The following is a 13661-nucleotide window of genomic DNA, read 5'->3' on the forward strand; positions in this document are numbered from 1 at the left end:
CTACATGTACATCAATAAAATTGAAGTTACCGACAAGCGTTTTAATTTAGGCAATGGCGCCGGTTCTGACGCAGTAAACGATTCAACCCAGTATGCTTATGCCATTTGTGAGCTGCATACTGCCAGCGGCGTAACAGGCGTTGGCCTGGCCTTTACTCTGGGGGCCGGTAACGACCTGGTATGCAAAGCTATCCAATATCTTTCCGGAACACTTAAAGGACGTGAGATTGAAGAACTTATGGCCGATTTCGGTTCGGTTTACCGTTCGATACTGGATTCGCCCACCTACCGCTGGCTGGGTCCGCACAAAGGTGTAATGCAGCTGGCGCTGGCAGCCATAGTAAATGCTTGTTTCGATCTTTGGGCCAAAAGCCGGCAGGTACCGCTCTGGAAACTTTTGCTTGATTTAAGCCCGAAAGAACTGGTGGCAACGCTCGATCTAAACTACCTTGAAGATGTATTGACTGTTGAAGAAGCAGAAAACATTTTAAAGGGCAATTTTACAGGCCGAACATTACGCAATGGTGTTTTACAAACAGGTTATAAGGCTTACGATACATCAGTAGGCTGGTTTAACTATTCTGACGAGAAGATCAAAGAGAACGTAGCCCGCGCCATTGACCGGGGATTTACCGCCATGAAGTTAAAAGTTGGCTCAAATGATCCGCAACGTGATATCCGAAGGGCAAAGCTGGTTAGGGCCGAAGCCGGTGATAAAACAACTATTATGCTGGATGCCAACCAAAAATGGAACCTGCCTCAGGCCATCTCCATTTGTAAAGAACTGAGCAGCATAAACCCTTACTGGATAGAGGAACCCACTCACCCTGATGATGTCTTGGCGCATCAAACATTAGCTAAAGAAATTGCGCCCCTTAAAATCGCTGCGGGCGAGCATATCCCTAATAAAATCATATTTAAAAACTTTTTGCAGGCCGGCGCCATGGATTTTTGCCAGGTTGACTGTGTGCGGGTGGGCGGTGTATCCGAATTTTTGACGATAAGCCTGCTGGCAAAAAAATTCAATATTCCTGTGGTACCGCACGTGGGCGATATGGGGCAGATCCATCAGCATTTGGTATTGTTTAACCATGTGGCTATTGGACACGAAAACTTATTTTTGGAACATATACCGCATTTGGCCAAATACTTTAAAAATCCGGCCAATATTAGCGGGGGCTATTACGCCGTACCTGCCGAAGCAGGCAACAGCAGCGACCTTGTAACCAGCTAAAAACCAAAAATGAACCAATTATTAAACAAAGTAATATTTATTACCGGAGGCGCATCGGGCATTGGCCTGGCCTGCGCCGAAGCTTATATCCGTGAGGGAGCAACCGTTTTTATAATGGATGTAAATGAGCGTGCTCTCTACAAAACGCTTGATCATTTTGGTGGTAACCATAAAGGTATTCCTGGCGACGTATCAAAGGCGGGTGATGTAAAGGCTGCTTTCGATGCCATACGGAAACACTACGGCAGGCTTGATGCTATTCATAACAATGCAGCTATAGCGCATCCATCAAAACCGGTTGATGAAACCGAAGAGGATGAATGGGATGCCCTTATGAGCATTAACCTCAAAAGCCTGTTTTGGACAACCAAATATGGCATTGATTTACTTAAAGCCTCAAAAGGCTGCATTTTAAATACCAGCAGTATGGCCGGCGATATCGGTCAAAGCCTGCATGCGGCTTACACCGCAACAAAAGGCGGCATCAATGCCCTTACCAAATCCATGGCACTTGATTATGCACCATACGGTATCAGGGTAAATGCTGTTTCGCCGGCCGGTGTATGGACACCATTGCTTAAACAATGGGCCGCCGAACAGCCGGATCCCGGATCGATAGAAAAATACTTAAACGATATTCATGCCTTAGGCTACTGCCCTGAGGGCGATGTAGTAGCCGATGCAGCGGTTTTCCTGCTCTCGGACGCGGCGCGGTTTGTAACCGGCTGCATTATGCCTGTAAGCGGCGGCGCCGAACTTGGATACAGACGATAAAACAAGATCTTAACCATGAACAAAACCAACAGTAACGCATCAAAATACCTGGCTCCGCTGCTGATAGTAATGAGCCTGATGTTTTTCTGGAATTTGAGCCGCAATATTAATGATGTACTCATCCCCCATCTGAAACGGGCCTGCCAGCTAACTGATCTGCAATCGTCACTGATCCAGTCGGCATTTTTTGGGGCTTATTTTTTGATGGCTTTGCCTGCCGGTCGTTTCATCGAAAAAATGGGTTACAGGGCAGGAATGCTTACTGGGCTTATATTAGCTGCTATTGGAGCTGCCATATTTTATCCCGCAGCAACCACCAGGTATTATCCTGTGTTCCTGCTGGCATTGTTTACCATGGCATCAGGCTTTGCCATACTGGAGGTTACGGCTACTCCCTATATTTCAAAACTTGGCGATCCGGATCATGCTTCAAGCCGGTTAAGCCTGGCGGCTGCAGTTGGTTCAATGGGCGCTACAATAGGGCCCTTCATCGGCTCTAAATTTTTATTGCATGAAAAGGATATCCCGGCAAGTCTCATCCAGTCATTTACTTCAGAGCAACTTAAGTCGTTTTTAAACAGCGAGGCGCACCTTGTGATTCCTCCTTACCTAACACTGGCGGGGTTGTTTATTGCCCTTTGCGTGGTACTTTATTTTTTGAAGTTGCCAGTAATTCATGAAGGCAACAGCAGGCAAAAACTCTCCGGAGTATTTAAATTCAGGCATACCATATTGGGCGTATTAGCAGTTTTTGCCTATTTAGGCGCGGAAGTTGGCGTGGTGAGTTTTATTATTCGGTATACAAAGTCCTTAAATATTACAGGTATTACCGAGCAAAAATCGGCCTTGTTTATTACACTTTATATGGCGTTGGTTTTAACCGGGCGCTTGCTGGGGGCGTTTTTACTTAAGCAGGTTAAACCCAATAAAGTGCTTACCCTATGCAGCATAGGTGCGTTTACGCTGATATTGGTATCGGTACTTACTGGTGGTTATGTATCCATAATTTCTCTGTCGATAGTAGGGCTATTTACCTCCGTGATGTATCCTATCATATTTACGCTCAGCATCAAAAACATTGGCGATTACACCAAGGTGGCTTCGTCATTACTTATTATGGGAGTTGTTGGCGGAGCCATTATCCCGCCAATAATGGGCTTGATATCAGACCATTCAGGCATCAGGATGGCTTTAATTGCACCACTGGTGTGCTATGTGTACGTACTATATTACGGAGTTAAAGGCTATATGGTAAAAAACAAAACTTATTCGGATGAATCCGAAGAACCACAGTTGACAGTAATCGGACACTAACCTCGCCGCAACTGATGCTGCCATGAACCATCATCAATGAACCATGAACTAAAAGTAATCAATACCATATTGCGCAACTTTTGCATTTCAATATTATTTTGTTGTGAAAACTACACTTAATACAAATAAATTGTTTCAGCAAGTCATTTTTTACTAAAAATCAAAAAACCGATGTCAAAATAGTATCGAAACAAATCAATTTAAGTACAATTTATTGCTAATACCCTCCATATTTTTACCCTGATTATAAACGCCAGCTACTAAAAGTTTACAAAACATTTTTTAATCAGAAACCACAATCCAAAAAAAGGACGAAGTTTTTGAAGTGGAATTTTTATATCCAAAATTGAATGATTAAAACTTTACTAATTACGCTATTATTTGGGTTCACGGCCGGTATTGCCTCAGCACAAAACCATGAAAATGTGAGTGCGGGCAATGCCCCAGCCGTATATGCCATTCAACATACAGCTAATGATAGCTGGAAGGGTTTTGAACGTGTTAATATTGCTATAGGCACTCACAAAGCTTATTATGTAAAACCTAAAAAGGCGCTCGAAGGTAATCCATGGGTTTGGCGGGCTTCATTTCCTGATTGGCATACCGATATTGATAGTATCCTGTTAGTCAAAGGCTTTCATGTAGCTTTCGTAAATGTTGATGATCAATATGGCAGCCCTTATGCTTTGCAGGTTTGGGATGCTTTTTATCAGTATTTAACAACTAAACAAGCTTTCGCTGCCAAAGTTGCCCTTGAAGGCGTTAGTCGTGGCGGTTTATATGTATATGGCTGGGCCAAACGCAATCCTGATAAAATTAGTTGCATTTATAATGAAGCCCCTGTTTGCAATATTCAAAGCTGGCCGGGAGGTAAACTAAGTGCCCTGGGCGATGCCGCTCTGTGGAAACAGCTGCAACAGGTGTATCACATTACCGAACAACAAGCGCTTGATTACAAAGACAATCCTATTGATAACCTTGATGGCCTTGCTGCTTTTAAAGTACCCGTTATGCATATCATAGGTATCAATGATAAACTGGTACCCAATGTTGAAAATACCAATATCCTTGCTCAACATTATACCGCATTAGGCGGGCCGATGATGATATACCCGGTAACTGCCGGTCCGCAGGAGTTGAACGGGCACCACTTCCCTATCGAACATCCTGAGCGCTGGGCTGATATGATCATGGGCTACAGTTATCCGATAAAAAAAGTGCTGCCATATACCGATTACTTTATAACCCGTAACGGCTTGGCCAACAGTCTCAGTGTATTCAGTGCAGGCAAGAAAGCTACAGTAGCTTTTTTAGGCGGATCAATTACCTATAACCCCGGTTGGCGCGAAAAGATAAGCCGCTACCTTACCGAACGCTTTCCTTTAACCAGTTTTCATTTTATACAGGCGGGGATCCCCTCCTTGGGAAGTGTACCGCATGCCTTCCGCTTACAGCGGGACGTACTTGATTCGGGCAAGGTTGATTTGATGTTTGTTGAAGCCGCAGTAAACGATAACGTGAACGGACTGGACAGCCTTACCGAAGTACGGGCGCTGGAAGGAATTGTAAGACATGCAAAAAAAGCCAATCCACTGATGGACATCGTCATGATGTCATTTGTTGATCCGGATAAGATCAGGGATTACAACAATGGCAAAACCCCGCTGCAAATCAAAAATCATGAATTAATTGCAGAACATTACGGCTTGCCGTCCATTAACCTGGCCAAAGAAGTTACTGATAAACTTAATAACCTTGAATTTTCATGGCAATATGATTTTAAAGACCTACACCCGGCCATTTACGGGCAGGAGCTTTATTTCGCAACCATAAAAAGCCTGCTTAATTCATGTTTTGACAAACAGCAGACTGCTGCTATTAAAGCCAATCCATTACCCAAACCGCTTAACGCGCTTAACCTCAACAATGGCCGCTATTACAGCATTCAAAACGCAAAAAATTTGAACGGATGGGCCGTTAACCCCGATTGGGCACCCAACAATAACCTGAGCACCCGCGAGGGCTTTGTACACAAGCCAATGCTTATTGCCACAAAACCAGGCTCATCATTAACGCTACCATTTACCGGCACCGCTATAGGCATGGCCATTGTATCCGGGCCTGATGCAGGAATCATCAGCTACAGTATCGACGGTGGCATTGAAAAAAAGATGGACCTGTACACGGAGTTCAGCTCATGGATTTATCTGCCCTGGTATGTAACCTTTAGTACCGACCTCAAAAAAGGCCAGCACACGCTCAGCCTGAAAATTGAAACCGATAACAACAAAAACAGCAAGGGGAACACGTGCCAGGTACTCTATTTTTTAACCAATTGATTTTTTTAAAAAACAGCAATACGCTGTAAACGCAGCTCAAAACTTTTAATTGTCAACTTAACATATTTAAAAAATGATCAAACCTTTTACCACTGGAAAAACCTTTTACCATTTGCGCATTTAAACGGTGCCTGAAACCAATAAACCCATCAACCAAATCTCAAAAACAAAGAACCATTATCAAACCATTTTTTATGAAAGAATTTTACCAACGGATCAAAACCCGGCGGGAGCTTAGACAGTCTCAAAGGCCTGCACCGGGTTTTTATTACTTTGTATTATTACTGCTGAGTTTTATCTGCTCAGCCCAATTTACGCACGCACAAAGTAAGGTAACTGTTACCGGCCTCGTGACCGACACACTAGGCGGTAAAATTGCGGGTGCTAATATTGTTGCCACCAACCGCAAAAACCTGGGTACCACTACCGATGCTAACGGTAAGTTTGTGATAGATGCCGAACCCGGTACTATCCTTAAAGTATCGTACGTAACTTTTATTGATCAAACTTTCACCGTTTCGGCCGGTAAGCTGGTAGTAAACATCGTACTTAAAGAATCAAAACGAGGCCTCGATGAGGTTGTGGTATTGGCCTACGGCAAAAAAGAACGTAAGGAAGCCGTGGTAGGCTCGGTAACCACCGTTAAACCCGCCGACCTGAAAATACCCGCCAGTAACTTAACCAATGCACTTGCCGGACAGGTTGCAGGGATCATCGCCTTTCAGCCAAGCGGCCAGCCAGGGCAGGATAATTCCAGTTTCTTTATCCGTGGTGTAACCACTTTTGGTTACAAAAAAGATCCGCTTATTTTGATAGATAACGTTGAACTTTCCACAACCGACCTTGCCCGCCTGCAAGTTGACGATATCGCCAGCTTTTCGATATTGAAAGATGCAAGTGCTACTGCACTTTATGGTGCCCGCGGCGCAAACGGTGTAATTTTGGTAAGCACCAAAGAAGGTAAAATTGGCAAAGCCAAGATCAATGTACGTGTGGAAAACTCCATATCGCAATCGGCCAAAACGCTGCAGTTGGCCGATCCTATCACTTATATGAAGCTTTTTAACGAAGCTACCATAACCCGCGATCCGTTAAGCCCCCTTCCCTTCTCTCAAAATAAAATATTAAATACAGAAGCCACCATACGAGGCGACGCAGGCAGCAACAAGTATGTTTATCCCGCTGTCGATTGGCTGGATATGCTTTTCAAAAAACGCACAGCTACCCAGCGTGCCGATATGAGCGTGAGCGGCGGCGGCGATGTGGCCCGTTACTATGTATCAGGCTCATACAATGTTGACCATGGTATTTTGAGGCAAGATATTGCCAACAATAATAACAACAACGTAAAGTTTGAAAATTACCAGCTGCGCTCAAACGTTAATATTAACCTAAGCAAAAGCACCGAGCTTATTGTAAGACTTGCCGGTTCATTCAATGAGTATAATGGCCCTCTTACCGCCGATGCTTCATTTTCGACCGATCTTTATAACGTTGCTGTACACACCAGTCCGGTACTATTCCCTGCATATTTCCCTGCGGATTCGGCCAATCGCAATGTTAAACATATCCTTTTCGGTAATGCAGCGCCCGTCAACGCAGGCTCGACATCAAACGCCATCGCATACAATAACCCTTACGCGGCGTTATTACGCGGTCATAAAAATTATTCAGAATCAAGGTTATCTGCTCAACTGGAGTTAAACCAAAAACTGGATTTTATAACCGACGGGCTTAACTTTCATGGCTTATTCCATACCAACAGGTATTCATATTTTCAGTCCCAAATGGGTTACTCGCCATTTTATTATAATGTGAATACTTATGATAAAGCTTCTAACCAGTACACTTTAACCTGGCTTAACCCCCAGCCAACCGGTAATAACGTAGCCACCGAGTACCTGAGCTATTACCGCGATCCAAGCACCGATAACCTGAATACCTACATTTATTTTCAGGGTGTTTTAGATTATAACCATGCCTTTGGCAGTCATAACCTGAGCGCATCATTGATCGGTACCCGCCAGCAAACGGTTTATTCGGCAGCGAAAGACCCGGTATTAAACTACCCTACTTTACAGTATTCGTTGCCTTACCGCAACTTAACCCTTGCAGGCCGTGCTACTTATTCATTTAAAAGCCGTTATTTCCTGGAGTTTAACTTTGGCTACAACGGTACCGAGCGCTTTTCGGCCAGCCACAGGTTTGGTTTCTTCCCAACCATTGGCGGTTCATGGATCGTATCCGACGAGAAATTCTGGGGCCAGGGGCTTTATGATGTCATCTCCCGCATGAAGGTGAGGGCCAGCTATGGTTTAGTAGGTAACGATGCCATCGGCTCACAGCGTTTCTTCTTCCTTTCGGATGTTAACCTTAACGGTGGCAATCCTGCCTATTTTGGCACATTCAATGGTTACAGGCGCGAGGGCGTTTACATTAATAACTACGAAAACCCTAACGTAACCTGGGAAACATCGCGCCAGCTAAATCTTGGCCTTGAGTTCACCATGTTTAAAAACCTTAACATAGTAGCCGAGGTTTATAAATATCACCGTTACAACATTCTTCAAACACGTAGCTCACTCCCTACAACACTGGGCCTTGAGGCGCTTGACCAATACGGAAATCCTAATGTTACCGCCAACATAGGCACGGCAGATACTAAAGGTATCGACCTGCAAATGGATTATAAGGCGGCTATTAATAAAGATGTTTGGCTGCAGGGCCGCGGCAACTTTACGCTGGCCAGCAGCAAATATGGCAACTATGAAGAGCCTCAGTATAAAGAAGCTTACCGTTATCACAAAGGCCAGGAAATAAACAGGCAGTACGGTTACATTGCCGAACGCTTATTTGTTGACGATAATGAAGCCAGAAATTCTCCGTCGCAGATCTTTTCAACCAATGGCATCCCTCCGGGCGGCGGTGATATCAAATACCGCGACTTAAATGGCGACGGTAAAATTGATGGCGCCGATCAAACTTTTATCGGCTATCCAACAGTGCCCGAAATTGTATATGGCTACGGTTTATCAGCCGGGATTAAAAACTTTGATATCTCCTGCTTTTTCCAGGGCCAGGCGCGTGTATCGTTCTTTATCGATCCAAGCCGTACCAGCCCATTCATTCAAAGCCCCGACCCGTACATATATGGTAATACCCAGCTAATTAAAGCTTTTGCCGATAGTCACTGGAGCGAAGAAAACCAGGATTTATATGCAACCTATCCAAGGTTAGGTGTAACCGGGAACCAGATCGAAAACAACCGTCAAAACAGTACGTGGTGGATGCGCGATGGTAGTTTCCTGAGACTTAAATCGGTGGAGATAGGTTACTCATTGCCACCGTCCATTTTAAAGCGCTTAAATGTAACCAAATGCCGCATCTACTTTAACGGCCTTAACCTGTACACATGGAGCGCCTTTAAACTTTGGGACCCTGAACTTGGCGGTAATGGCTTTGCCTATCCTATACAAAAGGTATTCAACTTAGGCATCAACGTTAACCTATAATTTTTACAGATCAATACTTAGTATTATGAAACAATATTATAAACTTTTATTACTGGTAGGGCTCCTGGTTTCGGGCGCATCATGTAAAAAATATCTTGAAGTAACACCAGATAATACCGGCACCCTTGAGTACGCGTTCAGGAACCGTAACGAGGCCGAAAATTACCTGTTTACCTGCTATGCAACTTTACAGCAGTTTTCTGATCCTACATCGAATATCGGCTTCACCACATCATCGGAGATCATTTATCCCAACAACCTCACCAATCACCCGCTTAATGAAAATGGCTTTAGCCTTATCCGGGGTACACAAAACAGCGCAAGGCCCGGTGTAAACTGGTGGGATGGCGAAAATGGCGGACAGGCGCTGTTCCGTTCTATCCGCAGGTGTAACATCATGCTTGAAAACATTGACAAGCCTGTTGACCTTTCACCATCTGAAAAAGCAAGATGGATTGCCGAGGTAAAATTTCTTAAAGCATATTATCATTACTATCTGTGCCGCTTATACGGCCCTGTACCACTGGTAAAAACCAATATTGATATAACAGCCAGCACCGAAGAGGTTAGGGTAAAACGCTCGCCGGTTGATTCGGTATTTAACTATTGCGTGCAATTACTGGATGAGGCTATTCCAGATTTGCCGCCGGTTATCACCAACCAGGCAAAAGAGCTTGGCCGCATTACCCAGCTAACCGCTTTATCAATTAAAGCCGAAATGTTAGCCACTCAGGCCAGTCCCCTTTTCAACGGCAACCCGGACTACGCCAGCATGAAAAACAAAGATGGCCAGCCTTTATTTTCAAGTACTGCCGACCCGCAGAAATGGAAACGTGCCGCCGATGCCTGTAAAGCTGCCATTGATGCCTGCGAAGCCAACGGGCTTAAACTTTACACCTTTGTCGCACCACCTACAGTTGGTTCCCTTTCAGAGCAGTTGCGTAACGAGCTAACCATCCAAAACGCGGTTACCGAAAAATGGGATGTAAACCCTGAGTTGATCTGGGCATTAAACCCTACCTTCCCATGCCAGGGCTATGCAACACCAAGGTTAACGCCAAAATCGGCAGTTAACATATTCTCAAACCCCTCAACATTCGCTGTTCCGATTTCAACACAGGAGCTTTTTTATACTGCTAACGGCGTACCGTTAACAGAGGATAAAGATTATGATTATGCCAACCGTTTTGCACTGAAAACAGCAGGCGACGCCGATAAATACTATATAGCTCAAGGATATACAACTATCAACGAGCATTATGGCCGCGAAAGCCGCTTTTATGCTAATATCGCTTTTGATGGCAGCATCTGGTATGGTAACGGCATTTACAACCAGGACCAGGCTTACCATGTTGAAGCACGCGGTTCGGGATCACTGGCAGGCCCAAAAGACCTGAACACCCTTAACATTACCGGTTACTGGCCTAAAAAGCTGGCTAATTACCTTTCTGTTTATGATGATGGTTTTCAGCCAATTGAATTTCACTTGCCGCTGATGAGACTTGCCGGTTTATATCTTTTATATGCCGAAACCCTGAACGAGGCAAACGGCCCAACTGCCGATGTATACAATTACATTGACAAAGTAAGAACAAGGGCTGGTTTAAAAGGTGTGTTGGAATCATGGTCAACCTATTCAAAAAATCCCGGCAAACCAACAACTAAAGAAGGTTTACGTGACATCATACATCGCGAGCGCCGCATTGAGTTGTGTTTTGAGGCGCAAAGCGGATGGGACCTTCGCCGCTGGAAAGAGATTCAGGGCGTATTGAGTGTACCGCTACAGGGCTGGAATATATATGAATCCGAAGCCGGCAACTACTACAGGCTGCATACCGTGTTAACGCCGGTTTTCGGGCTAAAAAACTACTTCTGGCCTATAAAGGATAATGATCTGATCGTTAACAACAACCTGGTACAAACCACCTACTGGTAGCCTTCATCAACCTAAATGAATTAATTCAACATAGATAAGAATTATGAAACGCATTAAAAATTATTCGATAACAGCGCTGGTGCTTGCAGCAGCGTTGTTTATGGCGTGCTTAAATTCATGCAAAAAAAACGACGGGTACGTTAAAGAGGTTTCGACCGATATGAGCAAGCCTGCCGTGGTTACCAACGTAAAAGTTAAGAATTTTAACGGCGGTGCTTATATTACCTACGATTTGCCAAACTCAGATAACCTGCTATACGTGCAGGCCGAGTACCGCATCAATGATAAAACTACACGCCAAACTAAATCGAGCTATTACTCAGATACCGTTACGGTTGATGGCTTTGCCAAAAGCCAGGAATATGAGGTAACACTTTACTCGGTGAGCCGGGCTAACGTAAAGTCAGATCCGCTTGTAGTTAAAGTACATCCTGATACGCCTTTTTACCAACTCATCAAACCAACATTAACTATCACATCTGATTTTGGCGGCGTAAACATCAAAGCTATGAACCCCGACCAAAAGGACATTGGTGTAATTTTATTGGCCTTTGATAAATCAACGCAGGCACTGGAAGTTGTCGATCAGCATTATACCAAGGTTGATACCATTAATTACTCTATAAGAGGCTATCCGGCGGTACCGCAAAAATTTGGGGTATATGTTACCGATAAATTTGGCAATATATCTGATACTACCATTGTAAACATCACCCCGATATTTGAAACGATACTTGATAAGAGCAAGTTTTCGGTATACAAAACCCCTACTGATAGCCCTACAGCTTATGGTTGGGAAGTGCCTTACCTATGGGATAACAAGACCGACGGCTACTCAAACGGCTGGCACACAGCTCCCGGAGCACCGGCGCCAATACAAGTTACCTTTAGTCTTGGTGTATCGGCACAGTTAAGCCGTTTTGTTTTATGGGAAAGGCCCGATCAATATGCTTACGCACACGGTAACCCTAAAGATTTCAGCATCTGGGGATCAAACGTCAACGCACCGCAGGATGTAAGGCTCCCTAATTATGCTCCTGTAGGAACTGTAGTTGGCGACTGGGTTAACATCGGGAACTACCATTACCCAAATCCGCCATCTGGCCTTACACCGGGCTTTACCAATGCTGCCGACGCTGCTTTTGTTGCCGCGGGAGTAAACTTTAATATTCCTCCGGGTTCAACGCCTATTAAATACTTCCGCTTTATGGTGCATGACACATGGTCAAACGGTGACTTTGCCCACATGATGGAACTTTCAATTTATGGTAACCCACAATAGGTATTAACTCATTTAGATTAAACGAACATGAAAAATATTGTCAGAATAGCTGCTTTCTGTTTGCTTGGATACCTGTTTTATGGTTGCAGCAAGCAAGACACACAGTTTGAATCATACTTAAACGGTCATGAAGTTAAGTATCCGGGCACAGTGGCCAACGCCCACTCCCGTCCCGGAAATTTACGTGCCGCCCTTACCTGGAACCCAAGCTCCGATCCCAGCATAACCCGTTACGTGATATATTGGAACAATAAGGCCGATTCCATCATTTACAATTCCACCAACCACAATACGTCGGATAGTTTAACGGTTGTTATACCAAACCTGAACGAATACATTTATTCGTTCACTGTTTTCTCGTACGATGCCAAAGGCAACCGCTCTATTCCGCTTGATATCAACAATGTAAGAGTTTATGGGCCTATTTATCAATCGGGCTTAGCAAACAGGGGGTATAATGTTACCAATCCATATGGTATCAGTGCCGATGGAAAGCTTACCCTTAATTTCCTGAAAGTTGATACCAGTACCCATAATGTGTTCACAAACATAAAATACACCAATAAAGCCGGTAAAGAAAGTTTTGGGAAACTTAGCGCCGATAGCATGTCGGTTACACTCGCAGACTATAAGGCAGATACCAGGATCCAGTTCTTATCAGCCTTTAAACCAACGGTAAATGCACTGGATACTTTTTATGTAGCTAACTATGAGGATTTCCCAACCATTAATTCTGTTACTGTTTGCGATAAAAAACTGTTCAAAAAAATTTATTTAGCCAATGACGCCAAGCCTTACGAGGGAGATACCGACATTGACAGGCTTTGGGATGGCAGTACAGGCCCGCAGGGTTTCCCTAACATTTTCCATAGCGATGGTAACGGCCCTCTTCCGGTAGTTATTACTTTTGATATGGGCGCACTTTACAAAGGCCTGGTAGCTATTGAAGAGACAGGCCGAAACTGTTGTCACAACCCCGATGATTTTGAAGTATGGGGCATTGCGGATATTACCAACGCTGCTACTACCCTGAAAGCTAATGATGCTGGCTGGACTGCCGAATCTATTTCCAAAGGCTGGAAACTGCTTAAAGAGATTAAAAGGACCGACGACGGCAGCACGCCATTAAAGGTAAACTTCGATCCTAATCCTCCGGCGGTACGTTACATCCGTATCAGGATCAAACACAATTCGAACAACGAGGGTAACTACACCAATATGAGCGAGCTTACCTTCTGGAATAACGCACTACTATAATAACACCCCAATG

At 44.3% G+C, this 13661-nt stretch carries 8 protein-coding genes; all 8 read left to right on the plus strand.

Features of this window, described 5'->3' with window-relative positions; genetic code table 11:
* Positions 1 to 4 precede the first annotated feature (4 nt).
* The 8 genes from ACEN82_RS16125 (at position 5) to ACEN82_RS16160 (ending at position 13648) form a co-directional block, all read left to right on the plus strand.
* Complete coding sequence (locus tag ACEN82_RS16125) at positions 5 to 1234, plus strand: enolase C-terminal domain-like protein (RefSeq protein ID WP_413318456.1); 1230 nt, start codon at positions 5 to 7, stop codon at positions 1232 to 1234.
* A 9-nt stretch (positions 1235 to 1243) separates the two neighbouring features.
* Positions 1244 to 2008, plus strand: a complete 765-nt coding sequence (locus ACEN82_RS16130) for an SDR family NAD(P)-dependent oxidoreductase (protein WP_413318454.1) — start codon at positions 1244 to 1246, stop codon at positions 2006 to 2008.
* 15 nt (positions 2009 to 2023) lie between these two features.
* Positions 2024 to 3322: an L-fucose:H+ symporter permease gene (fucP, locus tag ACEN82_RS16135; protein WP_413318452.1), complete on the plus strand. Its 1299-nt coding sequence runs from the start codon at positions 2024 to 2026 to the stop codon at positions 3320 to 3322.
* A 350-nt stretch (positions 3323 to 3672) separates the two neighbouring features.
* Positions 3673 to 5661, plus strand: coding sequence for an SGNH/GDSL hydrolase family protein (locus ACEN82_RS16140; protein ID WP_413318450.1), 1989 nt, complete (start codon positions 3673 to 3675; stop codon positions 5659 to 5661).
* 194 nt (positions 5662 to 5855) lie between these two features.
* Entirely contained in the window at positions 5856 to 9173 is a 3318-nt protein-coding gene (locus ACEN82_RS16145) for a SusC/RagA family TonB-linked outer membrane protein (protein WP_413318448.1), read from the plus strand.
* A 25-nt stretch (positions 9174 to 9198) separates the two neighbouring features.
* On the plus strand, positions 9199 to 11109 hold the full coding sequence (locus ACEN82_RS16150; RefSeq protein WP_413318446.1) for a RagB/SusD family nutrient uptake outer membrane protein: 1911 nt from the start codon (positions 9199 to 9201) through the stop codon (positions 11107 to 11109).
* A gap of 43 nt (positions 11110 to 11152) precedes the next feature.
* Positions 11153 to 12391 carry a DUF5000 domain-containing lipoprotein gene (locus ACEN82_RS16155; protein ID WP_413318444.1) on the plus strand — a complete coding sequence of 413 codons (1239 nt, stop codon included), beginning with the start codon at positions 11153 to 11155 and terminating at the stop codon, positions 12389 to 12391.
* A gap of 27 nt (positions 12392 to 12418) precedes the next feature.
* Entirely contained in the window at positions 12419 to 13648 is a 1230-nt protein-coding gene (locus tag ACEN82_RS16160; protein WP_413318442.1) for a DUF4998 domain-containing protein, read from the plus strand.
* The last annotated feature ends 13 nt before the right edge of the window (positions 13649 to 13661 follow it).

Source organism: Mucilaginibacter sp. Mucisp73, assembly GCF_059491465.1.

What these genes read in the sequence shown, in the direction of transcription:
- ACEN82_RS16145 (WP_413318448.1), top strand. Translation starts at nt 5,856, where the DNA reads ATGAAAGAATTTTACCAACGGATCAAAACCCGGCGGGAGCTTAGACAG.
- ACEN82_RS16155 (WP_413318444.1), top strand. Translation starts at nt 11,153, where the DNA reads ATGAAACGCATTAAAAATTATTCGATAACAGCGCTGGTGCTTGCAGCA.
- ACEN82_RS16130 (WP_413318454.1), top strand. Translation starts at nt 1,244, where the DNA reads ATGAACCAATTATTAAACAAAGTAATATTTATTACCGGAGGCGCATCG.
- fucP (WP_413318452.1), top strand. Translation starts at nt 2,024, where the DNA reads ATGAACAAAACCAACAGTAACGCATCAAAATACCTGGCTCCGCTGCTG.
- ACEN82_RS16160 (WP_413318442.1), top strand. Translation starts at nt 12,419, where the DNA reads ATGAAAAATATTGTCAGAATAGCTGCTTTCTGTTTGCTTGGATACCTG.
- ACEN82_RS16140 (WP_413318450.1), top strand. Translation starts at nt 3,673, where the DNA reads ATGATTAAAACTTTACTAATTACGCTATTATTTGGGTTCACGGCCGGT.
- ACEN82_RS16150 (WP_413318446.1), top strand. Translation starts at nt 9,199, where the DNA reads ATGAAACAATATTATAAACTTTTATTACTGGTAGGGCTCCTGGTTTCG.
- ACEN82_RS16125 (WP_413318456.1), top strand. Translation starts at nt 5, where the DNA reads ATGTACATCAATAAAATTGAAGTTACCGACAAGCGTTTTAATTTAGGC.